This is a genomic window from Streptomyces sp. NPDC001634, from assembly GCF_040298185.1.
In the GTDB taxonomy this organism is placed as follows: domain Bacteria; phylum Actinomycetota; class Actinomycetes; order Streptomycetales; family Streptomycetaceae; genus Streptomyces.
This window is the reverse complement of the sequence record NZ_JBEOZU010000009.1, coordinates 86029-112818: the sequence shown is the minus strand read 5'-3', so window position 1 is coordinate 112818 and position 26790 is coordinate 86029. Positions and strand designations below refer to the sequence as shown.

17 protein-coding genes and 5 pseudogenes are annotated in these 26790 nt (G+C 70.0%); 10 read left to right on the top strand and 12 right to left on the bottom strand.

Annotated features, from left to right (window positions below; genetic code table 11):
* The first annotated feature begins 74 nt into the window (after positions 1-74).
* Positions 75-1130, top strand: coding sequence for a DUF2510 domain-containing protein (locus ABT186_RS08385; protein WP_351924184.1), 1056 nt, complete (start codon positions 75-77; stop codon positions 1128-1130).
* A gap of 161 nt (positions 1131-1291) precedes the next feature.
* Here the strand turns inward: ABT186_RS08385 and ABT186_RS08380 are convergent, their stop codons facing one another.
* Positions 1292-1906 (bottom strand): TetR/AcrR family transcriptional regulator, encoded by a 615-nt coding sequence (locus ABT186_RS08380; RefSeq protein ID WP_351237803.1) that lies wholly within the window; start codon positions 1904-1906, stop codon positions 1292-1294.
* A 204-nt stretch (positions 1907-2110) separates the two neighbouring features.
* Between ABT186_RS08380 and ABT186_RS08375 the strand changes: the two genes are divergently transcribed.
* Together ABT186_RS08375 and ABT186_RS08370 are read left to right on the top strand one after the other, a co-directional pair.
* Positions 2111-2968, top strand: a complete 858-nt coding sequence (locus ABT186_RS08375) for a phosphatase PAP2 family protein (protein WP_351924182.1) — start codon at positions 2111-2113, stop codon at positions 2966-2968.
* Positions 2965-3942: a DMT family protein gene (locus tag ABT186_RS08370; RefSeq protein ID WP_351237807.1), complete on the top strand. Its 978-nt coding sequence runs from the start codon at positions 2965-2967 to the stop codon at positions 3940-3942. The genes ABT186_RS08375 and ABT186_RS08370 overlap by 4 nt, the downstream gene beginning before the upstream one ends.
* A gap of 74 nt (positions 3943-4016) precedes the next feature.
* Here the strand turns inward: ABT186_RS08370 and ABT186_RS08365 are convergent, their stop codons facing one another.
* Both ABT186_RS08365 and ABT186_RS08360 read right to left on the bottom strand, forming a co-directional pair.
* Positions 4017-4880 (bottom strand): LURP-one-related family protein, encoded by an 864-nt coding sequence (locus ABT186_RS08365; protein ID WP_351234446.1) that lies wholly within the window; start codon positions 4878-4880, stop codon positions 4017-4019.
* Between the two features lie 85 nt (positions 4881-4965).
* Positions 4966-7017 carry a phosphocholine-specific phospholipase C gene (locus ABT186_RS08360; protein WP_351924180.1) on the bottom strand — a complete coding sequence of 684 codons (2052 nt, stop codon included), beginning with the start codon at positions 7015-7017 and terminating at the stop codon, positions 4966-4968.
* Between the two features lie 306 nt (positions 7018-7323).
* Between ABT186_RS08360 and ABT186_RS08355 the strand changes: the two genes are divergently transcribed.
* Positions 7324-8853, top strand: a complete 1530-nt coding sequence (locus ABT186_RS08355; RefSeq protein ID WP_351924178.1) for an APC family permease — start codon at positions 7324-7326, stop codon at positions 8851-8853.
* Between the two features lie 40 nt (positions 8854-8893).
* Here ABT186_RS08355 and betA read toward each other — a convergent pair whose 3' ends face one another.
* The 3 genes from betA to ABT186_RS08340 all read right to left on the bottom strand — a co-directional run bounded on the left by betA (position 8894) and on the right by ABT186_RS08340 (position 13873).
* Positions 8894-10558, bottom strand: a complete 1665-nt coding sequence (betA, locus tag ABT186_RS08350; RefSeq protein WP_351234452.1) for a choline dehydrogenase — start codon at positions 10556-10558, stop codon at positions 8894-8896.
* Positions 10559-10640: 82 nt separating this feature from the next.
* On the bottom strand, positions 10641-13430 hold the full coding sequence (locus tag ABT186_RS08345; RefSeq protein ID WP_351924176.1) for a SpoIIE family protein phosphatase: 2790 nt from the start codon (positions 13428-13430) through the stop codon (positions 10641-10643).
* 149 nt (positions 13431-13579) lie between these two features.
* A complete protein-coding gene (locus ABT186_RS08340) occupies positions 13580-13873 on the bottom strand; it encodes a hypothetical protein (RefSeq protein ID WP_351234456.1) in 294 nt (97 codons plus the stop codon).
* 267 nt (positions 13874-14140) lie between these two features.
* Here ABT186_RS08340 and ABT186_RS08335 point away from each other — a divergent pair, with 267 nt between their 5' ends.
* Entirely contained in the window at positions 14141-15310 is a 1170-nt protein-coding gene (locus tag ABT186_RS08335) for a site-2 protease family protein (RefSeq protein ID WP_351924174.1), read from the top strand.
* Between the two features lie 26 nt (positions 15311-15336).
* A pseudogene (locus ABT186_RS08330) lies at positions 15337-15895 on the top strand (LysR family transcriptional regulator); the annotation flags it as partial.
* 507 nt (positions 15896-16402) lie between these two features.
* On the opposite strand, the gene ABT186_RS08325 reads toward ABT186_RS08330, so the two are convergent.
* Positions 16403-17314, bottom strand: coding sequence for a TIGR01777 family oxidoreductase (locus tag ABT186_RS08325; RefSeq protein WP_351234460.1), 912 nt, complete (start codon positions 17312-17314; stop codon positions 16403-16405).
* A 705-nt stretch (positions 17315-18019) separates the two neighbouring features.
* Between ABT186_RS08325 and ABT186_RS08320 the strand changes: the two genes are divergently transcribed.
* From ABT186_RS08320 to ABT186_RS08305, 4 genes and pseudogenes are all read left to right on the top strand, one after another.
* On the top strand, positions 18020-19084 hold the full coding sequence (locus ABT186_RS08320; RefSeq protein WP_351234462.1) for an aromatic ring-hydroxylating dioxygenase subunit alpha: 1065 nt from the start codon (positions 18020-18022) through the stop codon (positions 19082-19084).
* Positions 19081-19251 (top strand): hypothetical protein, encoded by a 171-nt coding sequence (locus tag ABT186_RS08315; RefSeq protein WP_351234464.1) that lies wholly within the window; start codon positions 19081-19083, stop codon positions 19249-19251. Before ABT186_RS08320 ends, ABT186_RS08315 begins: the two co-directional genes overlap by 4 nt.
* A complete protein-coding gene (locus tag ABT186_RS08310; protein ID WP_351234466.1) occupies positions 19248-20183 on the top strand; it encodes a PDR/VanB family oxidoreductase in 936 nt (311 codons plus the stop codon). Before ABT186_RS08315 ends, ABT186_RS08310 begins: the two co-directional genes overlap by 4 nt.
* Before the next feature lie 23 nt (positions 20184-20206).
* Positions 20207-20323, top strand: a pseudogene (locus ABT186_RS08305) (ABC transporter ATP-binding protein); the annotation flags it as partial.
* On the opposite strand, the pseudogene ABT186_RS08300 reads toward ABT186_RS08305, so the two are convergent.
* The 5 genes and pseudogenes from ABT186_RS08300 to ABT186_RS08280 form a co-directional block, all read right to left on the bottom strand.
* Positions 20287-22460 (bottom strand): annotated as a pseudogene (locus ABT186_RS08300) (discoidin domain-containing protein). The pseudogenes ABT186_RS08305 and ABT186_RS08300 overlap by 37 nt on opposite strands.
* A gap of 44 nt (positions 22461-22504) precedes the next feature.
* Positions 22505-24097 carry a glycoside hydrolase family 13 protein gene (locus ABT186_RS08295; RefSeq protein ID WP_351236149.1) on the bottom strand — a complete coding sequence of 531 codons (1593 nt, stop codon included), beginning with the start codon at positions 24095-24097 and terminating at the stop codon, positions 22505-22507.
* A 34-nt stretch (positions 24098-24131) separates the two neighbouring features.
* Positions 24132-24575 (bottom strand): annotated as a pseudogene (locus tag ABT186_RS08290) (carbohydrate ABC transporter permease); the annotation flags it as partial.
* Positions 24524-25573 (bottom strand): annotated as a pseudogene (locus ABT186_RS08285) (ABC transporter substrate-binding protein); the annotation flags it as partial. The pseudogenes ABT186_RS08290 and ABT186_RS08285, both read right to left, overlap by 52 nt.
* A gap of 150 nt (positions 25574-25723) precedes the next feature.
* Positions 25724-26722 (bottom strand): LacI family DNA-binding transcriptional regulator, encoded by a 999-nt coding sequence (locus ABT186_RS08280; RefSeq protein WP_351236148.1) that lies wholly within the window; start codon positions 26720-26722, stop codon positions 25724-25726.
* Positions 26723-26790 lie beyond the last annotated feature (68 nt).

The window sequence follows — 26790 nt, the reverse complement described above, 5'->3', positions numbered from 1 at the left end:
CCGCCCGAAAATCCTGCATGCGGGCCCGTGCCCTCTCTCATCCCCCTTTCACGCATGCCTCATACGGTGGGTCCATGACGCAGGTGACTCCTCCCGGGTGGTACCCCGACCCCGGGCAGACAAGTGACGGACCCGCCACCGAGCGCTGGTGGGACGGCAAGGCATGGACGGACCGGACCCGCCCCGCGGATCCGGCCGCCGCGTGGGGTCCGCCGGCGCAGCCGCCGGTCGTCGGCGCCCGTCCGGGCGAGCCGTACGCCGTCGTGCCGTACCCGTATCCCGGCGCCCAGCCCGCCCCCGCGCGGCGCGGGGTGCGGACCGGGATAGCCGTCGCCGCGGCGGTCGCGGTGCTCACAGCCATAGGCGGCGGTGTCTATGCGCTCACGGCGAACGACGGCGGCAGCAGGAACTCCGCGAACTCCCAGGGGCCGGGCGGCCCAGGCGGTTTCGGCGGCCAGGGGCAAGGAGGCCAGGGCGGTCCCTTCGGCGGCCAGGGCGGATCCGGTGGTTCGGGCGGGTCGGGCGGGTCAGGCGGTTCCGGAGGCTCCGGAGGCCAAGCCCCCGCGCCCGGTCAGTCCGGGCAGCCGCAGATCCAGGACGGCTACGCCACCGACCCGTTCAACGGCATCAGCATCCCCGTGCCCGACGGCTGGACCGGCGGGACCATCGACTCGGGTGCGGCGATCCAGTCGAACGGCACGTACAAGTGCCCCGGCGACACGTCGAAGACCTGCAACACCGGTGGCGCGTACTCGGCGTCCGCACAGGACAAGGGGCTGACCGCCACCACCGCGGAGGCGGCGGCCGAGCAGGACATCGCCAGGAACGCCGCGGAGTCGTACGGCGGCACCTCCTACGGCGGGATCACCTCGCACCAGGTGCTGGCCTCCCAGGCAGTGACCGTGGCCGGTCAGAAGGGTTACATGGTCCGCTGGAAGGCGATCACCAGCAAGGGTGCGGACGGCTACGTCGAATCCCTGGTCTTCCCGTCGCCCACCGCCTCCCAGCAGCTCGTCGTGGTCCGCTTCGGTATCGACGTCGGGTCGAACGCCCCCAAGCTGTCCGTACTGGACCAGATCACCAAGGGCATCAAGGCGGCGTCGGCCGGCGGCAACGGGCAGAGGGTCTGAGCCGCCGCCCGCTCGTCCCCGGCCGGACATGATGCGGCCGGGCGGGGCTCCCCTCCGCTCAAGAGGAACCCCACCCGGCCGGGGGTGCGCGCCGCCCCCGTCCCCACGGTGCGGCGCGAGCGAGTCGACGTCCGGTCATCCCACGGACGGCGACCCGGTCTCTAGGTCAGTCCGAGTGCCGGGAGCACCGCCGCCTCCACGAAGCGGGTGAGGTACTCCTCGTCCGCGTACCGCCCCTCCAGCATCGGGCGGACACGCAGCACGCCCATGATCTGCGCCGGGACGTACTCCAGCGCCGGATGGTCGGCCGGTACCTCCCCGCGCGCCACGCCGCGCCGGAGGATCTCCTGCAGCGCCCTGATCTCGGGCTCGATGAGGGCTTCGCGCAACGCCTGCGCGAGCTTCTGGTCCTGCATCACGGCGGGGCCGAGGGCCTGGTGAAGCTTGGTGTCGCGGTTGGCCCACTCGGCCGCGGCACGCGCCGCGGCACGCAGATCCCCGGCGAGCGACCCGGTGTCGACACCTGCGAACCGCACACAGCGGTTGGCCCGGAGAGCGGCGGCCACGAACTGGGGCTTCGTCTTCCACTGCCGGTACAGCGTCGACTTGCTGCACCGCGTGCTGGCGGCGACGCCCTCCATGGTGACCGCCTCGTAACCGCATTCGCGGATCTGTTCGAGCACGGCGTCGAAGAACTCCTGCTCACGCTCGGGCGTGAGCTTGGAGCGGCGCGAGGCGACACCCGTCTCCGGTGCGTCCGCTGCCTGCGACGTCATGGCTTCTGCTCCTCCGTCGTGGTCCCGGCCGGGTGGGCCGCTTCACATCAGTATATCGATACGCCAGTGTACCGGTACCCGAGCGTATCGGTACACTGGCGTATCGATGAGCCTTGGACAGGACCCACTCGTCTGTCGAGTGGACCCTTTCCTGGGCTCACCACGCACCACCCGCGCATGTACCGTCAGCAAAGGGGCCGGGGGATGGATTCCCGTACCGAGCCTGAAAGAGGTGAGGCAGCCGCGATACGCCGGCCGCCTCTCGTCCGTGAGCTCCTGCTGGTCGCAGGGCTCTTCCTCGTCTACAAGTTCGGCCGGCAGCTCGCGAACGGCCACACCGCCGAGGCCCTCCGCAACGCACACCGCGTCTGGGACTGGGAACGCTCCCTGCATCTGCCGGGCGAGGGCGCCGTGCAGTCCGCACTGCTGCACGGCGACACCCTCGTCCGCGCCGCGAACGTCTACTACGTGGCCGTCCACTTCACGGCCACCGCGGCCTTCCTGGTCTGGCTGTACATCCGCCGGCCGGACCACTATCTGTGGGCCCGCCGGGTTCTCGCCCTGGTCACCGGTGCCGCGCTGGCACTGCACCTCACGTTTCCGCTCGCCCCGCCGCGGATGCTCGACGTGGCGCACCTGCTGGACACCGGACAGATGTACGGGCCGACCGTGTACGACGCCGAGCCGGAGACCGACTCGTTGTCGAACCAGTTCGCGGCGATGCCCTCGCTGCACTTCGGCTGGGCGCTGATGGTCGCGATCGGCCTGATCGCGGCGACCCGGTCCCGGTGGCGCGGGCTCTGGCTGCTGCATCCACTGGTGACCCTGGTGGTGATCGTCGGCACGGCGAACCACTACTGGCTTGACGCGATCGTGGCGGCCGTCCTGCTGGGAATCGCGCTCGCGGTGGCCCGCGCACCGTCGTCGGTGCGGCGCCGCCCGACCGTGACGGTGGCGCGCGGCGTGCCGTCACCGAGGCCCGCCGAGCCGGTCACCGAGAGCCCATCGGCCGTCCGGGGCACGGCGGGCGGCGGTTCCGGCCTGGTGGGAGCGGGCCGATGAGCGCCACGATCCTCGCCGTCGCCCTGTCCCTGTTCTCCGCCGTCGCATACGCGGCCGCCGCAGTGGCTCAGGAGCGGCTCGCCGCCCGCAGTTCCGGCGCGGGCGTGCTGCGGCTGCTCACGCACGGCGCCTGGTGGTGGTCGGTCGTGCTGAATGCCTCCGCCGCGCTGTTGCACGTCGCCGCTCTCAAGTTCGGTCCGCTGACACTGGTCCAGCCGCTCGGCGCGCTCACCCTGGTGGCCGCCGTGCCGCTGGGGGCACGGGCGGCGGGACGGAAGGTCGGCGCGGCGGAGTGGCGGGGCACCGCGCTCACGCTGATCGGTCTGGCCGCGCTACTGGTGACGGCGTCCGGGCCCGAGCCCGATCACATCCTGAGCCTTCCGGAGGCGCTGGCTGTGGCCGGTACGACCGCGGTCCTGATCGGCGCCCTGTCGCTCCCCCGGTCATGGGGGTCCCCCGTGGGCGCCCGCCCCGGACTGCGGCACGCGACGGCTTCCGGGTTCGCGTCGGGCGTCGCCTCGGCGCTGACGCAGACGGTGACGGTGGCGGCGACGGACCGCTCGGGACCGGTGCTCAGCCCGCAGGTCGTCGTGGTGGCGCTGCTGGTGGCGGTGTTCGCGACGGGCGGCCTGCTGCTGTCGCAGGCCGCGTACCGGGACGGCCTCGGCGCACCGCTTGCGCTGGTGACCCTTTCCAATCCGGTCGCGGCGGTGGTGATCGGCCTCTCCCTCCTGGGCGAACGCCTCCAGGGCGGCGCGGCGGGCCTGCTCCTGACGGCGGCCGGGGCGATCCTGGCGTCGTGGGGTGTGGTGACACTGTCGCGGTCCGCGCCGGACCTGGCCGTGGCGTCCGCGGGCGAGGACCACCCGGTCGCGGCGGTGCTCGCGCTGGAGCCCCGACCCGCACCCTACGAGCCGTCGTTGCTGCCCCCGCAGCCGACGCCCCCGTCCTCGGAGCACCTCACCGCGCTCTGAACGAAAAGGCGGCCGGCGTGTTCACACACGCCGGCCGCCCTCGTCGTACTGGAAACAGTGGAAGTGACGGAAGCTCAGCCGAGACCCCGGGCATCCTGCTTGAGCGCCGTGTCGACGGTCAGCGCCGTCGCCACGACCAGGCTCAGCAGCGGCTCGGGCAGCTGGTAGTGGATCTGCAGGACGTAGTTGTCCGCGGTCGTGAACATCGTCTTGGCCAGACCTTCCCAGGTCTTGGTGATACGAGCGACCTCGTTGTCCGCGTGGTCGACGATCGCGAAGTTCCAGGCGCGCCAGTTCTCCGCCTTGATCGCCCCGACCTGCTGGCCGTTCGCGTTCATCGCGAAGTTGATCTTCCCGATCATGTTCTGCTGGACGATCTCGCCCACCACCTGACCGTCGGGACGCTCCACGATCACCCGCGACTTGATGAACTTCGCGGGACGGGTCAGCACCAACTGCGGCTGCCCGTAGGCGTCACGGATCTCCAGCTTGTGCGTCATGTACTGGTCGAGGCTGGAGACGAAGCGCAACGCCTTCTTCAACGTGCTCTGCCCGACCTCCGTGACCGAACCGATCTGGTTGCCGTTCTGGTCGAAGACGCTGTACTCGTTCGTCAGCTCGATCAGCTTGGCCTTCTGGTTCACGACCAGCACCGGCTCGCTGAACAGGGTGCCGCCGCCGGGGCCGCTGGGAGCGACCCCGGCCTGCTGCTGTACCTGGCGCTGAACCCGCGGATCGGGGCCCGCGGCCTGCTGACCGTACGCCTGCTGCGGCTGCTGCACCGGGGGTGCCTGGTGGGGCACCTGGGCGGCGGCCTGACCCTGCTGGTCGGCGTGGGTGTGCTGGGTCCACTGGGCGCCGTCCCAGTACCGCAGGGTCTGGGGCGCACCATGCGGATCCGGGTACCAGCCTGCAGGAGTGTTCGATTGCGTGGTCACCGGGGCACACTACCCCGAGCGCACCGGTACCTGGCCAGCCCCCGCGATACGGGATTCATCGCGCGTACACCTTTTGCCGGGTGCCCTACTGCGTGGCGATCGCGGGATCGCTCACGCCCGGCCGCCCGTTCTCGACGTGCCCGGCGAAGCGGCGCAGGAAGGACGCGTCGGCGTCGGACGTCACGGTGAGGTCGTACCAGCGCCTGCTCGAGCCCAGGTCGACGGTGTACTTCACCGTGGCACCGGCCCGTACCGTGACGGTCTTCGCCTGCCCGCCGTACCCGCAGGCCACCGTGAGCCGCACCGTGCCGGAGCCCTTGTTGGTGAAGGTCAGCTCCACGTCGTCGCCGGTGTGCCGGGCCGTGACCTCGGGTCCGGCCTGCTTGCCGGGGCCCTTGAAGACGCGCAGGAAGCCGTTGGGGCCGTGCACGGTGAGGTCGTACGAGCCGTTCGAGTACGCCGAGTTCCAGGTGTCCGACACGGTCTTGCCGGCCTCGGTGGTGTAGGTCCACGGGCCGTCGGTGCGGTTGCCGGACGTGACGAGGAAGGCACCTCCGGCGTGCGCCCCGGAAGCGAAGGCCAGCGTGAACGTCCCGGCCGCGCTGTCCGCCGCCCCGTCCACGACGGGCGCGTACTTGAGCGGGCGGGTGGGCCGCAGTCCGCGCTCCTGCTTAGGCAGGACGGGGTTGGCGGGCGGGGTCGGCACATAGTCGGGGTGGCGGTTGTGGTCCGGCGGCTGGTAGCCGTCGGTGGCCGGGAGCGCCACCGGCTTGGTGTCCTTGTGCGAGAAGTCGAAGGCCGCGGTCAGGTCACCGCATATCGCGCGCCGCCAGGGCGAGATGTTCGGCTCGTGCACGCCGAAACGGCTCTCCATGAACCGGATGATGGAGGTGTGGTCGAGGGTCTCGGAGCAGACGAAGCCGCCCTTGCTCCAGGGCGAGACCACCAGCATCGGCACGCGCTGCCCGAGTCCGTAGGGACCGGCCGGGTGGCTCGCGTTGCCCGTGAAGAGGTCGAGTCCGGCGTCGACCGTGGACTTGCCCTGCGCGGCGGAGCCCGGCGGGAACGGCGGGATCAGGTGGTCGAAGAAGCCGTCGTTCTCGTCGTACGTGATGAACAGGGCCGTCTTCGCCCACACCTTCGGGTCGGAGGTGAGTGCGTCGAGGACCTGGGAGACGTACCAGGCGCCGTAGTTGGCGGGCCAGTTGGGGTGCTCGGTGAAGGCCTCGGGGGCGACGATCCAGGAGATCTGCGGCAGCTTGCCGCCCTTCACATCGGCCTTGAGATGGTCGAAGAAGCCCTCGCCCTTGCGGGCGTCGGTGCCGGTGCGGGCCTTGTCGTACAGCGGGTCGCCGGGCTTGGCGTTCTGGTACTGGGTGAAGTAGAGGAGCGAGTTGTCGCCGTAGTTGCCGCGGTAGGCGTCCTGGATCCAGCCCCAGGAGCCGTTCGCGTCGAGGCCGTCGCCGACGTCCTGGTAGATCTTCCAGGAGACCCCCGCCTTCTCCAGGCGCTCGGGGTAGGTGGTCCAGCTGTAGCCGACCTCGTCGTTGCCGAGGACCGGGCCGCCGCCCCGGCCGTCGTTGCCCGTGTAACCCGTCCACATGTAGTAGCGGTTGGGGTCGGTGGAGCCGATGAACGAGCAGTGGTAGGCGTCGCAGATGGTGAAGGCGTCGGCGAGCGCGTAGTGGAACGGTATGTCCTCGCGCTTCAGGTACGCCATCGTCGTCGAGGACTTGGCGGGCACCCACTTGTCGTATTTGCCCCCGTCGAAGGCGGCGTGCCCGTCGTTCCAGCCGTGCGGGAGGTCCTGGATGAACGCCATGCCCAGGTCGTCGGCGTCGGGGTGGAACGGCAGGATGTCCTTGGTGCCGTCCGACTGGTGCCAGACCGACCTGCCGTTCTGGAGGGTCACCGGGCGCGGGTCGCCGAAGCCGCGGACACCTCTCAGCGTGCCGAAGTAGTGGTCGAAGGAACGGTTCTCCTGCATCAGGACGACGATGTGCTCGACGTCCTCGATGGTGCCGGAACGGTAGTGCGCGGGAAGGGCCGCGGCGCGCTCGATGCTGGTGGAGAGCGCCGTGAACGCGGCGGTACCGCCCGCGAGTTGGAGGAAGCGGCGCCGATTCACATGAGGCATGACGGGGTGACCTCTTGTCCTGACGGGGCATGTGACGCCCGATGGTGAGGGAACCTGCGCGAAGGGAGTGTTCCAGGACCACCAAACGTCAGGAAAGGGTGCGGTGGCGCTCATGTGAAAGTCGTCGGTACGACAGATGTAAGACCGGCCAAGGTCTCACCCGAGGCCCGCCAAAACCTCGCCAAGACCGCTTCGCAAACCCGCGCCCTCCGGCAGAAGCCGCCCTGACCGGCGATCCCTCGATGATCTCCGACCCGCCACGATCCGGTACGTGCCGCAGGTGACCATGGAGCCATCATGGGAACCGTGAGGATCCTCAGAAGCCATCCTCCCGAGGTGCCCGGCGACGACAGCAATGACCTGGCGCGGTTCGGCTATCGCCAGGAGCTGGAGCGTTGGCTCGGACCGCTGTCCAGTTTCGCCGCGAGCTTCAGCTACATCTCGGTCCTGACCGGAGTGTTCCAGCTTTTCGGCTTCGGCCTCACCTCCGGCGGACCGGCGTACTTCTGGAGCTGGCCGCTGGTGTTCCTCGGGCAACTCGCCGTCGCCCTGTGCTTCGCCGAGATGGCCGGGCAGTTCCCGCTGGCCGGCTCGGTGTACCAGTGGTCGAAGCAGCTCGCCCGGCCCCTCACCTCATGGCTGTCGGGCTGGATCATGGCCGGCGGCGCGGTGGTGACCGCAGCCGCCGTCGCGGTCGCCTACCAGGTCGTACTGCCGCAGATCTCGGCGGCCTTCCAGATCCTCGGCAGCCCCGACGACGCAGGCCTGACCAACACCCGCGGCGGTGCCGAGAACGCCATCCTGCTCGCCCTCGGCCTGGTGGTCTTCACCACCGTGGTCAACATCTGCGGCGTCCGGCTGATGGCAAGGATCAACGACTTCGGCGTGCTGATCGAGCTGGTCGCCGTGACCCTGCTCATCGCCATGCTGGCGATGCATGTCAAGCGGGGACCGCAGGTCGTCCTGCAGACCCAGGGCACCGGTGCCGGCCATTCCTCGGGCTATACCGGCGCGTTCCTTGTCGCCTCTCTCGCAAGCGCGTACGTCTTCTACGGCTTCGACACCGCAGGAGCGCTGGCGGAGGAGACGAAAGACCCCAGGCGCCACGCACCCCGCGCCATCCTGCGGGCGCTCGTCGCGGCGTTCGTGGCCGGCGGGCTGCTGATGCTGGTCGCGTTGATGGCGGTCGGCGACATCGGGGCCCGGGAACTGGGCGACCTGGGCATGCCCTACCTCGTCAAGTCCACGCTCGGCACCGGGCTCGGCAACGCCTTCCTGGTGTGCGTGGCGATCGCCGTCACCGTCTGCTGCCTGGCCGTGCAGACCGCGGCCATCCGGCTGCTGTTCTCCATGGCCCGCGACCGCCGGCTGCCCTTCAGCCGGGTCATCGCCCGGGTCTCCCCGCTTTCCAGGACCCCCGTGGTGCCGGCCCTCCTCACCTGTCTGCTGACCCTCGCACTGCTGCTGGTCAACCTCGGCAACCGGCACCTGTTCTACACCCTGACGTCGGCCGGAATCGTGCTGTTCTACGTCCCCTATCTGCTGGTCACCGGCCCCATGCTGGTGCGCCGACTGCGCGGCACATGGCCGCGTGCCGACCATGGTCCGTACTTCTCCCTGGGCCGCTGGGGCCTCGCCGTGAACCTCCTTGCCGTGCTGTACGGCACGGCCATGACCGTGAACGTGGCCTGGCCGCGGGCCACGGTGTACCCGGGTGACCAGTGGTACTACCGGTGGGGCGCCTTGTTGGTCCCCGCCGTCATCACCGCCGTCGGCGGGGCCCTCTACATCGTCCACCGCCGTGCCTCCCGCACGGCGCGTCGAGCCCGTCCGTGAGCGGTGCGTCCGTGACGGACGCGCCCGTGAGCGGGCGGCCTCATCCGTCGCCGGTGTGGCGGTAGAACTCGACGGGATCGGGCGGCAGGGGCGTGTTTCCGAGGATGATGTCGGCGGACTTCTCGGCGAGCATCATCACCGGGGCGTAGATATTGGCATTGGTCACATACGGCATCACGGAGGCGTCCACGACGTACAGTCCCGCCAGGCCGTGAACCTCCATGGTGTCCGGGTCCACGACCGATGCCTCGTCGGTGCCCATCCGGCAGGTGCACGAGGGATGGAGGGCGGTCTCGCCATCGGCCGCCACCCAGTCCAGGATCTGCTGGTCGGTCTCGACCCCGGGGCCGGGAGAGAGCTCACCGCTGCTGAACTCCTCGAAGGCGGGCCGGCCGAGGATGTGCCGGGTGATGCGGATCGCCTCGACCCACTCCCGGCGGTCCCTGGCGGTGGACAGGTAGTTGAACCGCAGCGCGGGGTGCGTGCGCGGATCGCGCGAGGTGATCTTCACCGATCCCCGGGCATCGGAGTACATGGGTCCGACATGCATCTGGTAGCCGTGCCCCTGTACGGGAGAGGACCCGTCGTAGCGGACGGCGACGGGAAGGAAATGGAACATCAGGTTGGGGTAGGACACATCCTCGTTGCTCCGTACGAAGCCGCCTGCCTCGAAGTGGTTCGTCGCCCCGGGACCCCGGTGCAGGAGCAGCCACTCGGCGCCGATGAGGGGCCGCCGCCACGGCTTGAGCGCCGGCTGCAACGACACCGGCTGCCTGCAGCCGTGCTGCACATAGACCTCCAGGTGGTCCTGGAGGTTCTCACCGACGCCCGGCAGGTGGTGCACGGGGGCGATGCCCAGCGGTGCCAGCTCGTCCGTGTTCCCCACGCCGGAGAGCTGGAGGAGCTGCGGGGAGTTGATGGCGCCGCCGCACAGGACCACCCTGCCTCCGCGTACCCGCCGCAGCGCGCCGCGGCCCCACGCGCTGTACTCCACGCCCACCGCCCGCCTGCCCTCGAACAGGATCCGGGTCACCGTCGCCCGTGTCCGCACCCGCAGGTTGGGGCGGCTCATCGCGGGGTGCAGATAGGCGCGGGCGGCGCTGAGCCGGCGCCCGCGGTGCACATTGCGGTCGAACGGGGCGAAGCCCTCCTGGCGGTAACCGTTCACATCGTCGGTCAGCGGATACCCCGCCTGCTGCACGGCCTCGAAGAAGGCGCTGAACAGCGGGTTGCCGGCCGGTCCGCGTTCGAGGACCAGCGGCCCGTGATGGCCGTGGAAGTCCTCCTCCGGGTCGGCGAGGCAGTTCTCCATCCGCTTGAAGTACGGCAGGCAGTGGGCGTAGTCCCAGGTCTTCATGCCCGGGTCGGCGCTCCAGCGTTCGTAGTCCAGGGGATTGCCCCGCTGGAAGATCATTCCGTTGATGCTGCTGGAGCCGCCGAGCACCTTGCCCCGGGCGTGGTGGATCCGGCGCCCGTGCATGAAGGGCTCCGGCTCGGACTCGTACCTCCAGTCGTAGAACCGGCTGCCGATGGGGAAGGTCAGGGCCGCGGGCATGTGGATGAGCACGTCCCACGGGTAGTCGGGGCGCCCGGCTTCGAGCACCAGCACCCGGTTTGCGGGATCTGCGCTGAACCGCGCCGCCAGCGCGCATCCGGCGGAGCCTCCGCCGACGATGACGAAGTCGTACTGAGATTCGAAAGCCATGGTCTCCTGCCTGGCCGGGTCCCTCCGTGTGGCGCCTTCCCCGGTGCGGCGAGCGGGCGCGGATCGGCGGCCGGACCGCGGGTCAGCCCCCGGGCAGCGGCTGCTCGGCCCAGATGACCTTGCCGCGGGGCGTGTGACGGGTTCCCCAGCGCTGGGCGAGCTGGGCGACGAGGAACAGGCCGCGACCGCCTTCGTCGGTCGTGGTGGCCTGGCGCAGATGGGGGGAGGTACTGCTGGTGTCGGCGACCTCGCAGATGAGCGTCCGGTCGCGCAGCAGCCGAACCGAGACGGGTCCGGTGGCGTGACGGATGGCGTTGGTGAGCAGTTCGCTGAGGATCAGCTCGGTGGTGAAGCCGATCTCCTCCAGCTCCCAGCGCGCGAGTTGCCGAAGGACCGCACCGCGGATCTCGGACACGATGGCCGGGTCCTGGGGAAGGCCGTCCCAGGAGGCCATGTCCGAGGGGTCCAGACCGCGGGGGCGCACGACGAGCAGGGTGACGTCGTCCTCGTTCGGCCGGGATTGCGGCAGGGCCGCGATGGCGGCCTGACAGGTCTCCTCAGGGGAGCGGTCGGGGTGGCCGAGAGTCCGCCGGAGTTCCTCCAGCGCGGTCTCGATGCACAGTTCGCGGTCCTCGACGAGCCCGTCGGTGTAGAGCACCAGCTGGCTTGCGTCCGGTAGCTCGATCTCGACCGTCTCGAAGGGGAATCCGCCCAGGCCGAGCGGCGGCGCGGCGGGTACCTCGGGGAAGGTCACCGTCCCGTCGCAGGAGATGAGCGCCGGGGGCAGGTGTCCCGCACGGGCGAGGCTGCAGCGTCGCGTTGTCGGGTCGTACACCCCGTACAGGCAGGTGGCTCCGATGAAGCCGTCCATGCTGCTCTCCTCCCCTGCCATCCGGGCGACCAGGTCGTCAAGATGCGTGAGGAGTTCGTCGGGGGTGAGTTCGAACAAGGAGAAGTTGTGCACTGCGGTGCGCAGCCGCCCCATGGTGGCGGCGGCGTGGACGCCGTGGCCGACCACGTCGCCCACGACGAGCGCTACGCGGGCCCCCGACAGGGGGATCACGTCGAACCAGTCGCCGCTGACTCCGATGTGGGCGGGCAGATATCGGTATGCGACCTCCAGCGCGTTCTGTTCGGGCAGGTCCTGCGGGAGCAGACTGCGCTGAAGGGCGAGGGCCGTGGCGTGCTCGCGGGTGTAGCGGCGCGCGTTGTCGATGCAGAGCGAGGCGCAGGCGACCAGCTCCGCGGCCAGGGAGGCGTCGTCGTCCTCGAAGGGAGCGGATCGTCGCGAGCGGTAGAGGCTGGCCACCCCCAGGGGCACGCCGCGGGCGCTCAGCGGGACGCTGATGAGGGAGTGTATGCCCCGGTCGAGGATCTCCGCGGAGCGTTCCGGGTCAGGGGTGGCCCAGCATCGCGCCGCCGTCAGGTCCGCCTCCATCGTCGGAGAGCCGCTGGCCAGACACTGGGCCTGCGGGCCGGTGGGGTCAAAGCTGATCTGCTCGTCCACCCCGGGGAAGGGGAGCCCGTCCACCCCGCCCACTGCGGCGCGCTGCATCAGCAGCCCGTCGGCCGCCGAGGGCTCGTCCCCCTGGAGCACCGGAGGGTACAGGTCGACGGTGACGGCGTCGGCGAAGTTCTCGACCACCACCTCGGCCAGTTCCTCGGCGGTGCGGACCACGTCCAAGGTGGTGCCGATGCGGCGGCTGGACTCGCGCAACAGCTCCAGGCGGCGCCGCGCCGTGAGGGCGAGCCTGCCGACCCCCGGTTCCCCGACGGTCAGCAGCCATCGGTGGCGCTGCCGCCGGTCCTCGCCGGGGGTCGAAACCGCTGTGGGAGAGGGAACCGCCGTGGGAGAGGGAACCGCCGTGGGAGACGGAACCGTGGCAGGCGACGGAGCCGTGGCGGGAGGGCCGTTCCGGGCACCGGGGAGCCCGGCCGTCCCGAGCGTGTCGGTCCGGGGCACGTCCGGCCTGGAAGCGGGCGTCCGGTCCGTGACGAACAGCGCGCGGCCTGCGGGAAGGATGACCTCGACGGCGATCCCCTCGACCGCGTCGCCCACCGGCCGCGCCAGAAGTGTGGCCACCCGGCCGCCGGAGACGGGTACCTGGATGGCGGCTCTTTGACCCGAGGCGATCAGTCCTGCCGCCTTCTCCTCCAGGATGAGCCGGTCGGACCCGTTCAGTATCTCCTCGGCCGGGGCGCCGAGGAGACATCGCCTGCCTTCCCTGGAGTCCGGTGCCCGCGCATGGCGCATGTAGGCCTGCAGCAGTGCGCGCTCCCGGTCGGTCTTCTGCTCCAGCAACCTTCGTTCAATGGCGTGAGCGGCGTTGCGCCCCATGGTTTCCAACGTCGGGGTGAACTCGGACCGCTCGGTCGCAAGGTCCACAATGCCGACGATGCGCCCGCTCAAGGGCTCGTGCACGGGCACGGCCACGCAGCCCTGCACGACCCATGCGTCAGCGAAGTGTTCATGACCGTAGACATGGCTGGTACGCCGCTCCACGAGCGCGAGCCCGATGGACGTCGTACCGGCGCAGGACTCGTGGAAGCTGAAGCCGGGAGCCCCTCCCCCCGCCTCGTCGAGATAACGGGTCATCTGCGGCTCGCCGGCCAGGCAGCGGAGCACCAGGCCCTCGCCATCGGTAAGGATCACGGTCGACCAGGTGTCGGCGATCGCGGCCCCCAACCCGTCGAGCACCGGCTGCGCCGCGTGGACGAGCTCGGTGTTCAGGTCGGGTTCTCCCCGGTAGGTGGTCCCGAGGCTCGGGAGCAGGCCCAGGGACTGGCAGCGGCTCCAGGAGGAGAGGATCTCGCTTCGCACCCCCGGGCCCGCCGACTCACCGGCCAGGAAGCGCTCACGGCTGCGTGCCATGAGGTCGTCACTCCGACCGTCGTGAGCCATTCGGACCACTTCCCACCTGTAGACAATCCAGGCGACGTTACGAAAATACACTAAAGACGGGCGAATCCGACCGAGTGAAAGGGGCGGCTCGGCGTCCATCGCCCGTCGGTGTGCGTTTTCTAGTGGCGAAGGGCAAGCGCTCGACCGCGGTAGAAGCCCTCCTTCTCCTCGACGACGTACGGGGCCATGGCCGTACGCCGCCGAGCCTCCGGCTCGGAGTCCCGCCAGGAGTCACATGCTTCCTTTGAGTCCCAGAACGACACCCCGGTGATCTCCTGCGCGTCCTCGGACCAGTAGGCGTAGGCGCGCCGCAGGCCCTCCGGGTAGGGGTCGGGGCGCCAGGCACGCTCGAACTCCTCCAGCGTCCCCGGTCGGATACGGCGTGTCGTCACCCAGACGAACTGCTCCTCCATCGCGGCCTCCTCCGCACTGCAGCTTCGCTTCCCAGGCGATCTCTCGAACCACCGTAGATCCGCGGCGCCGCTTCCGCCCGCGCGGCGGTGATCGCGGGCGGCGGCCCAGGGCATGGAGGGCACCCCGGGCGCGCCGACGCCGTACCCACAGACGGTTTCCGGTCCTGGGGCGGCGGACGGACGATGGACGTATGGGGAGCAGAGGGCGGAAGCCGGCCGGTGGCCGTGCGCCGTGTCGCCCCGTGTCCCCGCAAGCGGGTGATGACGATGAAGGGTTCGATCCGGATCGGTAGCGTCCGGGGGCTGGAGTTGCGCGCCCACTGGAGCGTGCCGCTGATCATGCTGCTCTTCGCCTACGGCCTGGGCAGCCGGACACTGCCCGCGTACGCGCCGGGCCAGGAACCGCTGGTGTACGCGGTCGCCGGGGTCGCCGGTGCTCTGCTGTTGCTGCTGAGTCTCGTGACGCACGAGGCGGCGCACGCACTGACAGCGCGCCGGGCCGGTATCCCCGTGCAGGACATGACGTTGTGGGCGCTGGGCGGCCTGACCCGAATGAGCCTGCCGACGACGGCACGGTCGGCGTTCACGGTCGCCCTCAGCGGGCCGCTCGCCAGCCTGCTGCTGGGCGGGGCGGCTCTGGGTGCCGCGGCCGCGGCGGGCGCGTCGCCGGCCTGGCGGATACCGACCGCCGTGCTGTGGTGGCTGGGCGGCACGAACCTGCTCCTGGGAGTCTTCAATCTGCTGCCCGCCGCACCGCTCGACGGAGGCCGGGTGCTGCAGGCCGCGCTGTGGTGGCGCACCGGTGACCGTGACCGGGGCCAGCGTGCGGCCGGGCGAAGTGGCCAGGTCATCGGCATGGTGCTCGCCGGGGCGGGCTGGCTGGTGTTCGTGAGGGGCAACCCGGGCGGGCTGTGGCTGGTGCTCATCGGCATGTTCGTGGCGGTCACCGCCGGGGCCGAGCGGCGGTGGGCCGAGCTCCACGCGGCCCTGCGGGGCGTGCGAACGGGCGAGGCGATGACCAGTCCGGTCGTCACTGCTCCGGACTGGCTGACGGTGGACCGCTTCCTCACCGAAGCGTCCGGCGTGACGCCCCAGGCACGTCACTCGGCAGTGCCGCTCGTGGACTTCGACGGCCGCCCCAGCGGCGTCGTACGGCCGGCCCGGCTGGCCTCCACCGTGCCGCCCGAGCGCCGCGACGAGCTGCGCATACGCGATGTCGCGTCCCCGCTGTCACGGTGCACCCTCGCGACAGCGGACGAACCGCTGAGCGGAGTCCTGGACCGCCTGAGCCCGGAGAGCGGGCTGCCCATCCTGGTCACGGACGGCGGCCGACTCGTCGGGATCATCACTGCGCACGACATCGAACGCCTCTCCAAGCGGCCCGGCACCGGCCGCAGAAACCCGGAATCCCCGAGCACCGATGACGCCATGAGTTGATGCGGTCCGTGCGGCGGGGGGATCTCGTGAACCTGGCCGCCCTGGATCTCAACCTTGTGCCCGCGCTGCGGGCGCTGCTGGAGGAGCGCAACGTAACCCGGGCCGTTAGGCGCGTCGGGCTCAGCCGGCCCGCGATGAGCGCCGCCGCGCCGGCGAAGCTGCGCCGACACTTCGGCGACGAACTTCTCGTCCACGGCAGCGGGCCTTACGAGCTGACACCCCTGGGCATGATGCTGCTGAACCGCACCACCGCCGCCTGCGACCTGTTGGAGCTGGTCTTCGGCAGCCGGGCCGACTTCGATCCGGCCACCGAGGAACGCCGGTTCACATTGCTCGCCTCCGACTACGCGGTCACCGTCTTCGGCGCGGCGCCGGCACGCGAGGTGCTCGCCGAGGCCCCCGGCGTCCTGCTGCGCTTCCAGCGGCCCCCCGACATCGCCGTCGCCGAAGAGCCCGCGACTGTGTTGAGCACCGTCGAAGGGGGCGTTTCTGCCGCATGGCGTCATCTCCGGTTTCCCGTCCGTCGACGTCTTCCAGGACCAAGACGTCTTCGAGGACCAGTGGGTGTTCCTGGTCGCCGAAGACAGGGGCGCAGGGGCCGCCGGGGCAGAACCATGTGCGCGCGCTCGCCGCCGTGCGCGAACTGACCGGGGTCACCGTCCACAGCCCGCGTCCCGCCCGTCGGCTGCGATTCGTCGGCCAACTCGCGGACCCGGGGGAGGAGTTGACGTCGGCGGACAGCTCCCAGGCCGCCGTGGAGGGGGCCCGGCTGTCCCGGTCGGCCGACCGCCCGGTCCGCGGCTATGTCCCGGCCCGTCGACCTCCGAGATCTGCAACTCGACACGAGGGCACTCCTCCCGCAAAGCGGCGATAGTGCCCAGCGGGGGTTCGCCGACCGTCGAGGCCACCACTCCGATCCGTAGGCGTGCCGACCAGCCCCGCCTCGGCCTGAGTGGCGGCCTGCTGCGCCTGCTGCGCGGCCGCCACGAGCTTGCGGCACTCCGTCGCGAACGCCCGCCCGGTCTCGGTGAGTGTGACCTTGCGTCCGCTGCGGTCGAAACCGCACCTTCAGTGTATGAATCATGCACTTCTTCAGTTCGGCTGCAGAGCCGAGTGGAGGGCGTCCTCAATGGTGGGTTGACGGAAAGCGAACCCCGCCTTCAACAGCCCCGTGGGGACGGCGCGACAGCTGCCGGTGACTCCCGAGGCGAATTCACCGAGAACGGCCTTCAGCGCGAAGGCCGGGACGGCGGCGAGGGTGGGCCGGTGCAGCACGCGGCCCATGGCGCGGGTGATCTCACGGTTCGTCAGCGGTTCAGGTCCCGTGAAGTTGAGCGGCCCGCAAAGCTCCTCGTTGTCGATCGCGTAACGCAGCGCCGCAATATGGTCGGGCAGGGAGATGAAGGGCCAGTACTGGTCACCGGAGCCGAGCCGTCCGCCGAGCCCCAGGCGGAAGAGCGGAAACAGCTTGCCCCAGGCGCCACCCTTGGCGGAGACCACCAGTCCGGTACGCGGATGCACCACACGCACGCCCGCCCGCTCGGCCGGTGCAGCAGCGGCCTCCCAGTCGACACAGACAGAGGCCAGGAAGTCACTCCCCGCCGGCTCGCTCTCCTCGACGGCCCGGTCGCCGGTGTCACCGTAGTAGCCGGTCGCGGAGGCCGACACCAGGGCTCGGGGCGGTGTGGCCGACTCGGCGCATGCCTGGGCAATGGCCTGCGTCCCCAGGAGTCGGCTCCGGCGGATCTCCTGCTTGTACGCCTCACTCCACCGCCGGTCGCCGACTCCGGCTCCGGCCAGGTGCACCACGGCGTCGACACCGTCCAGGACAGCCGGATCCAGCCGGCCGCCGGCGGGGTCCCAGTGCGCCCACTCACTGCCGTCGGCCGGCGAGGACACCGTCGCGGGACGGGTCAGGCGCACCACGCGATGACCGTCGGCGAGCAGTGAGCGGGTGAGGGCGGAGCCGATGAGTCCCGTGGACCCGCTGATCGCGACGCGCATGACGTTCTCCCATTGGGTAGACGTTTAAGATTTCAAACTACTCCGTCCGCCACCCTACTCTGGCGACCATCTCTGGCGACCATCCTGACGAATCGTCAGCCGGTCATGCCTGAGGACGGGCGTCCGCGTCGAAGTTGTCAGGCAAGCGAACTCCGGTGCCGCCGGGCTCAGTTCAACCCGTTCCGGTCGGGGCGGTCGGTGCGGCGGGCGCCGCGCGCGAGTGCCGTTGGCGAACGGACTCCACAGACGGGAAGCCGAATTGTCCGGACCGGTCGACGCCCGTCAAACTCCGTGATGCGTGGGAGCACTGATCTGTTCCGCGAGCCACGACGCGGCGAAACGCGTCCACGTCGCCGCCTCTCCGGCTCCATGGGCGAGGCCCAGAAACTGTGGGGGCCGTGGGGGTAGACAGTCCCAGGCACAGACCAAGAAGGTGATCGCCGCCAACGGAATCGGGGCAGCGGCGCGAGCGGACGTGTTCGCCACGACCGTCTGCGGCCGCCCCGGGAGCAAACCGCCCAGCGGCGCCACTCCGCCACTTTGCCAGTGCTCAGCAACACGCAGACCAGGGCTCTGACCAGCCCTTTTATTGAAGCACTTCCGCCTGGCAGAAGCCGCCTTGCGCGGCGGCCCCAGCCGTCAGGACCCTGAGTCCAACCACGGCTCGCGGGGCGACGGCGCCCCGCTCTCAGGGACGGGAACGCCATGCCGCACATGACCGACTTCGCCAGGAACCAGTGGTACGTCGCCGCCTACAGCCATGAGGTCGGGCGCGAGTTGCTCGGTCGTACGATCCTCGGTGAACCGCTCGTCTTCTACCGCACCGAGGACGACGGCACCGCGGTCGCGCTCGCGGACCGCTGTATCCACCGTCGCTTCCCTCTGTCGGAGAGCCGGCTGGACGGGGACCGGATCGTGTGCGGGTACCACGGGTTCACATACGACACGACGGGCACGTGTGTGTACGTGCCCGGGCAGAAGCGCATCCCGCGTACGGCCCGTGTCGCCTCGTACCCCGTCGTCGAGCAGGACTCCCTCGTGTGGGTGTGGATCGGTGACCCGGCGCTCGCCGACCCCCGGAGCATCCCGCGGGCCCGCCACCTCGATTCCCCGGACTGGGTCACCGTCAAGGGCATGGAGCCCATCGACGCGGACTACGGCCTCCTGGTCGACAACCTGCTCGACCTCTCCCACGAGACGTATCTGCACGGCGGCTACATCGGCACGCCCGAGGTCGCCGAGACGCCGATCACCACCGAGGTCGACGAGGGCGCGGGAATCGTCCGTGTCAGCAGGCACATGGACGACGCCGAGTGCCCGCCCTTCTACGCCAACTCCACCGGCATCAAAGGCCGGATCACCCGCTGGCAGGACATCGAGTACCACGCCCCGTGCCTCTACCTCCTGCACAGCCGTGTCGCCCCGGTCGGTGTGCTCCCCGAGCCGGACGGCACCGACCCCAACGGCTTCCACACCGAGATCACCTACGCGATCACCCCGTCCACGGACGGCAAGGTGTACGACTTCTGGGCGGTCTCCCGGGACTTCGCGAAGGACGACGACGAAGTCACCACGTTTCTGCGCGACTTCAACCACACGGTCGTCATGCAGGACGTCAACGCACTCACCCTGCTGCAGAAGACGCTGGGCACCGAGCGCAATGGCTACCAGGAGCTGAGCATCAACATCGACACCGGCGGCCTGGCCGCCCGCCGTATCCTCGCCCGTCTGGTCGAGGAGGGCGACAAGCCGGTGGAGAAGGTCCAGTGAGCAGCCCCACCGGCGAGATCTACCGCATCGACTGGCTCCCGGGCACGGACATCCTGCACGGCACCTGCCACTGCGGCGCCGAGCACAGCGCCCAGGACCCGGTGGAGATGTGGGAGTGGATGCTCGCCCACCCCGAAGGACACCAGCCGCGAGGAACCAGCTCATGACCGTGTTCGAAGCCGAACTCGTCGTCGAGCGCCGGGAGTCGGCGGCCGACGGCGTGCTCGCCCTCACCCTGCGCCACCCGCTGGGCGAGCAGCTCCCGGTCTGGGAGCCGGGCGCCCACATCGACGTCGTGCTCGGGCCGGGCCTGGAGCGGCAGTACTCACTGTGCGGCGATCCCGCCGACCGGCACGCGTGGCGGATCGCCGTTCTCCGCGAGCCCGACGGGCGCGGCGGATCGGCCTACGTGCACGAGCAGTTGGGCGAAGGGGACAAGGTCCGGGTACGAGGACCGCGCAACCACTTCGCGCTGCACTCCTCGCCCCGCTATCGCTTCATCGCGGGCGGCATCGGCATCACCCCCATCCTGCCGATGCTCGCCTCGGCCCAGGCCGCGGGCGCCGAGTGGACCCTGCTGTACGGCGGCCGCACCCGTAACTCCATGGCTTTCACCGACGAGTTGAGCCGGTACGGGGCCCGGGTCACCGTCGCCCCGCAGGACGAGACCGGGCTGCTGGACCTCGATGCGGTGCTCGACGACGTCCCCGACGGCACGCTGGTCTACTGCTGTGGACCCGGTCCGCTGCTCGACGCGGTCCAGGGCCGGAGTCCGGCCGGGGCGCTGCACATGGAGCGCTTCCAGCCGAAGGAGCAGGAGACCGGCGAGGACACCGAGTTCGAGGTCGTGCTGTCGCAGAGCGGCCGTACCCTCACCGTTGCGCCCGGCGTCTCCGTGCTCGACACCGTGCGGGCCGCGGGCGTCGAGGTGCTCTACTCCTGCACCGAGGGCACCTGCGGGACCTGCGAGACCGACGTTCTGGAGGGCACCCCGGACCACCGTGACTCGGTCCTCACGGACGAGGAGCGGGAGGCGGGCGAGACCATGCTGATCTGTGTGTCCCGCTGCCGGGGGAAGCGACTCGTCCTGGATCTGTGACGCCAGGTCCACCCCACCCGCCCCGGGTGGCCCCGCGATTCGCCGAACTGCGGACCCCTGTGTACGGGCAGATCCAGGCGGCGAAGCGCGGGGCCGCGCAGGGTCACGAGGTCGAGTACGCCTCCACCTCGCTGAACTGACCTGCGGGCCAACCGGTGTTGGCGCTGACGGTCAGCCGCAGCCACCGCAGGTTGGTGCCGCTCGGCAGCGAGACGGTCGCCGTGTTGCCGGTCGCCGGGTCGAAGCGGTAGCCCTGCGAGCCGACCACCGTCGAGTATGCCGAGCCGTCGGTGCTGCCCAGCACGGTGATGGTCTGGGTGCGCGCGCCCCAGACCGACAGCGGCGGCAGCTTGAGCACTAGTCGGCGCACGGCTTGCGCCGAACCGAGATCCACCGTCCAGGACTGCGGGAAGGCGTTGTTGGTGGACTCCCAGTAGGAGTTGGCGTCGCCGTCGACCGCCTTGTCCGGTGTGTAGACGTCCTGGGAGCCGGTCGCGGTGGCCGGACGGCCCTTGGCCAGGTTGCGGTTCGGGTCAGGGGGAGGGTTGCCCTGGCCCGGCTGCGGCCAGGTGGAGCAGTCCGACCAGGTGCTGTTCCAGCCTGAGTTGCCGCCGCCGTCGTTCAGCGTGAAGGTGCCGGAGCCGGACGGGTAGGGGCAGTTGTAGACGCCCGCCGACCCCACCCCTGTGGCCTGGACGTTGCTGAACTTCGCCGTCCCCTGCGTCTCGGCCTGGACGACGACCGTGCCGGTGTTGGTGACGGTCGCCCCGCTGACGGTGACGTTGTTCGTGGCGTAGCCGTGCCCGCCGCCGGAGACGAACTCGAAGGCGCTGTACGGGCTGTCGCTGATCGTCGTGTCGGTGATGTTCACGGTCGCATTGACGGCGCTGTCGTACGAATCCACGCGCAGGGCGCCCATCGGGTGGTTCCAGTTGGGGTTCATGGCGCCCGTGCGGACGAGCATGTTGCCGTCGACCGTGATCGTGCCGGCCAGTGGGGAGAAGGGGTCCAGGAACTTCTGGTTGGAGATCGCGATGCCGCTGCCGAGGGCGTTGGTGTCGGCGATCAGGTTGTTCCCGACCGCCAGGTCGGTGCCGCCGTAGACCGCGATGCCGTTGGCGAGGTTCGGCTGCGAGATCGTGTTGTTCTCGAAGCTGCTGCCGGTGTCCGGCGCATACAGCGACCACATGGCGAGCGAGTCGTCGCCCTGGTTGCGCAGGAAGTTGTTGCGGACGCGGACGCCGCGGGCGTTGCCGTTGAGGTTGAGGCCGTCGGCGGTGGTGTCGAGGATGCGGTTGTTCTCGACGACCAGGTTGTCGTTGTTTCCGGTCAGCCAGAGGCCGACCTTGAGGTGCTGGATCCACATGCCGGAGACGCTCGAGTTCGGTCCCAGCGAGCCGTTGACGAAGTTGTCGGGGCTGGAGTCGACACGCTCGGTGACTTCACCGATGACCGCGAAGTCCTTGATGTGGACGTTGCCCGAGGAGCCGGTCTGGTCGATGAAGCGCGAGGTGTGCACGACGGAGTACCAGCTGCCTGCGCCCTGGAGGGTCACGTTCTGCACTCCGCTCAGCGAGGACGTCAGCCGGTAGTCGCCCGGCGGGATCCAGACCACTCCCCCTTGGGCGGCGGAGATGGCGTCCCGGAAGGCCTGAGTGGAGTCGCCCTGACCGCTCGGGTCGGCTCCCTTGGATGTGACGGAGACCGATCCGGCAGGCTGGGTGGCCGCCGCGGCCGCCTGCTCGAAGTCGGCGACGTCCACAGTGACCTGGGTGTTGGTCGCTTCGAAGGCGACCTTGTCCCCCGCCTGCACGTTCTGGCCGAGCAGCAGCCGGGCGTTGTCGAAGAAGTGGTGGGTCTTGGCGCCAGGGATCCAACCGGTGTCCAGGTACGAGTACTTGGAGGTGACCGGGAGGGTCTTTGTGAGCCTGGTGCCGTTGACGTAGACGTTCAGCGTGCCGGACTGGCCGTCGGGGACGCTGTAGGCGACGTTCACCGTGCCGCGCGCGGCACGGTGAACTCGACGCGCCGACCGGCGTCCAGCCGGACGGCCTGGCGTCCGGACGCCTCCGAGGCGAGGGTGCCCTGGGTGTAGTCGGGGCCGATCCGCGTGCCGGTGGTGGTGGCCGACTCGGCCTCGACCGAGGTGAAGGGCAGGTCGGCGCCCGCTGCCGCGTGCGCGGCGGGAGCCAGGGTGACGAGCATGCCGGCCGCAAGGGCGACGACCGCCCCAAGGGCTGACATGGGCCTGACAGATCTGTAGATGGTGCTGTGCATGTGCTGATCCCTTCGTGGTGGGGGTACGGGACAGCGGTGCGGCCTCAGCTGCGGAGCCAGGCCGCTGTGTCCCTCGGCAGCCGCCCCTGTGCGTCCAGGGGGCCGCTGCTGAGCAGGAGCGCGGAGTGCGCCGGCAGGTCGGCGGGCGCGTCGGCGAGGTTCACCACGCAGGTCAGGCGTCCCTCCGCGCGGCTGAACGCGAGGACGCTCTCGGGTGCAGGCAGCCAGGTGAGGGGGCCGTCGCCGAATGCCGGCCGTATCGCTATCGCCTCGCGATAGAGGGAGAGCATCGAGCGCGGGTCCGCCGCCTGGAGGTCGGCGGCATACACGGACCAGCCTGCGGGCTGGGGCAGCCAGGGCTCCGCGCGTGACCCGAAGCCCGCGAAGGCGGCGTCGGCCGTCCAGGGCAGGGGCACCCGGCAGCCGTCACGGCCCGGGTCGAGCCCCTGGGAGCGGAAGTACATGGGGTCCTGGATGCTCTGCAGCGGCAGCTCCGCCTCGGGCAGGCCGAGTTCCTCGCCCTGGTAGACGTAGACCGAGCCGGGCAGGGCGAGCGAGAGCAGGGCGGCGGCCCGGGCGCGCCGGGTACCGAGGGCCAGATCGGTGGGGGTGCCGAAGGCTTTGGTGGCGAAGTCGAAACCGGTGTCAGCGCGGCCGTACCGGGTGACCGTGCGGGTCACGTCGTGGTTGCACAGCACCCAGGTCGCCGGTGCGCCCACGGGCACGTGCTCGGCGAGGGTCTGGTCGATCGCCGTACGCAGCGCGGCCGCGTCCCAAGGGCAGGACAGGAAGGCGAAGTTGAAGGCGGTGTGGAGTTCGTCGGGGCGCAGATAGCGGGCGAAGCGCTCGCTGTCGGGGAGCCAGACCTCGCCGACGAAGACGCCGTAGTACTCGTCTGCGATCGCGCGCCAGGAGCGGTAGATGTCGTGGAGTTCGTCGCGGTCGACGTACGGGTGCGGGTCGCGGCCCTCGACGAAGTCCGGCAGGTCCGGGTCCTTGGCGAGCAGGGCCGCCGAGTCGATGCGTACGCCCGCCACACCGCGCTCGAACCAGAACCGCAGCACGTCCTCGTGTTCCTGGCGGACGGCCGGGTGGGCCCAGTTGAGGTCGGGCTGCTCGGGGGCGAAGAGGTGCAGAAACCACTCGCCGTCCTCCAGCCGGGTCCAGGCGGGGCCTCCGAACTGGGACTTCCAGTCGTTGGGGGGCAGTTCACCGCGCGGGCCACGTCCCGGACGGAAGTGGAACAGGGCGCGCTCGGGGCCGCCGGCGCGGGCGGCACGGAACCACGGGTGCTGGTCCGAGACGTGGTTCGGCACGATGTCCACGATCGTGCGGATGCCCGACTCCCGTGCCTCCGCGATGAGTTTCTCGGCGTCGGCGAGGGTGCCGAAGGCGGGGTCGATGGCGCGGTAGTCGGCGACGTCGTAGCCGCCGTCCTTCATCGGCGAGAGATACCAGGGGTTGAACCAGAGGGCGTCCACGCCGAGTTCGGCGAGATAGGGGAGCCTGGCGCGGACGCCCGCGAGGTCACCGGTGCCGTCGCCGTCGCCGTCCGCGAAGCTGCGGACGTACACCTGGTAGATGACGGCGGTGCGCCACCAGTCCTGGTCGATCGGGGCAGGGGTGGGCTGTCCCACGGTGCGTGCCTTTCTGTGAGGGGGGTGGGCCGAGTCAGCCCTTTGTGCTGCCTGCGCTGATCCCGGCGATGATGTGCCGCTGGAAGACCAGGAACATCACGACCATGGGGATGCCGGCGATCACCATCGCGGCGATGAGCACGGTCAGCGGGATGTTCTGCGACAGCTGGACGAGCGCCACACTGATGGGCTGTTTGTCGGTGTCGGAGAAGACCATCAACGGCCACAGGAAGTCCTGCCACACCGCGACCAGTGCGAAGATCGACACCACGCCGAGGACCGGCCGGGACATCGGCAGCACGATCGACCACAGGGTGCGCAGCCGACCGGCGCCGTCGATCTCGGCGGCCTCCAGGACGTCCCGCGGGATCCGGTCGAAGAACCGCTTGAGGAGGTAGAGGTTGAAGGCATTGGCGACGGCGGGCAGCCAGATGCCGAGCGGGTCGTTGAGCAGGCTGGTGTGGACGATCGGGAGGTTACGGCGGAGACGGCGCCGTCGAGGACGGAGTAGATCTGCTGCGCCTGAGGCGGCTCGATCTTCATCGTCAGGTGCTGGTTGCCGTCGAGGAACGCCTGGTAGTTCTCGACGGGGACGTTGGCGTTGGCCTTCTTGACCTGCTGGTCCCGGGCGTCGGCGGCGCCGGTGAACAGGCGCGGCTCGGGCAGGCCGACCGGGGCGTTCGCCTTCTCGGCGCGGACGTAGTCGCCGAGGAAGCCCTTGCCCGGGGTGAGGAACATGTGGTCGAGCCACTTCAGCCCGGCCCTGATCCGGGCGGGAGCGTCCTTCTTACTGAACATATAGCCGTCGCCGCCGATGAGCGTGCCCTTGCCGCCGGGCATGGGGGCGAGCGCCAGGTCTTTGTAGTTGCCGCCCTTCTCCTTCACCAGGATCGGGATGTTGTCGGGCGCGGAGAGGTACATGCCGAGCTTGCCGGAGCCCATCAGCTGCTGGACGTCGTTGATGACGAGGAGCTGCTTGCTGCCCATCGAGTCGTCGGTCCAGCGCATGTCGTGCAGGTGCATCGAGTAGCCGGTGCGGGGGATGCCGTAGATCTTCCCGTCGACGGTGTAGATGTCGCGCAGCTGCTTCTGGATGGTGTCGTAGCTCTTGAGCTCCGTGACGTAGCCGGTGATGTCGGCGGCCTGGTTGACGTCGACGACGTGCCGGACGTCGGTGAAGTACGTGTAGAACACATCCTCCATCTGGCCGCCGGCGAGCTTGGCGTCGAAGGTCTTGGGGTCCTCGCAGGGAAAGGCGTCATGGGCGACGACGTCGATGTCCGGGTTCTGCTTCTCGAAGGATGCGATGTCCTGCTCGAAGAAGCCGCGGTCGACCTTGGCGCTCTTCGGCGGCATGCAGTTGACGGTGATACGGGTCTTGCCACTGGCCGAGTCACCGTTCGACCCGCAGGCGGTGAGGGCGAGGGAACAGACGCTGAGCGCGACGAAGGTACGACGGAACCCGGTGCTTCTCATCGGTGGACCCCTCTGGGCAGGAGTGGGGAGGGCCCAGGGCAGCGCGAGGCGTGCACACCGCCGTGTCTGGCGCCGCACACTCAAGCACCGCCGACATCTCTCCGCAAGATATCGCGCAGAATCTGTAATTAATCGACAGCAGCGTGGATCTCAGTCACGGGGAGCCTGCGCGGTGGATCCACGCACCACCAACTCGGGCTCGAACAGCAGCTCATCGGCCGGCACGGAACTGCCTCCGATCTGCGCGTTGAGCAGTTCGACCACGGCCCTCCCCATGGCTTCGATCGGCTGCCGGACGGTGGTGAGCGGCGGCTGGGTGCAGTTCATCAGCGCGGAGTCGTCGTAGCCCACGACCGAGATCTGTGACGGAACGTCACGTCCCTTGCGGCGAGCGGCCCGTACGACGCCAAGCGCCAGCGGGTCGCTGGCGCAGATGAACCCGGTGACCCCTCGGTCGATGAGCCGGGCGCCGGCCGCGTGGCCGCCCTCGATCGAGAACATGGCCCGTGCGACGTGTTCGTCGGGCAGGTCCGGGGCGATCGTCCGCGCCGCGGCCAGCTTCCGCGCCGACGGCACGTGGTCGCCGGGCCCGAGCACGAGCCCGATCCGCTCATGGCCCAGCGAGGCCAGATGCCGCCAGGCCTGCTCGACCGCCACCGCGTCGTCGCAGGACACACCGGGGAACCCGAGGTGCTCGATGGCCGCGTTGACCAGGACGACCGGAATGTTGCGGTCCGCAAGCTGCCGATAGTGATCGTGCGGGGCGTCGGCCTGTGCATACAGGCCGCCGGCGAAGACGACCCCGGAGACCTGCTGTTGCAGCAGCAACGCCACATAGTCGGCCTCGGAGACGCCGCCCCTGGTCTGCGTGCACAGCACGGGGGTCAGCCCGAGCTGGGCGAGCGCGCCGCCGATGACCTCCGCGAACGCCGGGAAGATGGGGTTCTGCAGCTCGGGCAGCACGAGCCCGACGAGCCGGGCGCGCTCGCCGCGCAACTGCGTGGGCCGCTCGTAGCCAAGCACGTCGAGCGCGGACAGCACCGCCTGCCGGGTGGCTTCGGAGACTCCGGGCTTTCCGTTGAGCACCCGGCTGACCGTGGCCTCACTGACCCCGACCCTTTTCGCCACCTCAGCAAGTCGTCGCGTCATGCGCGCAAGAATAGCGCAAGAAGCGCAAGTCATTTGCGTACGGTGGAGCCGAGGCCGTCACCGGCCGC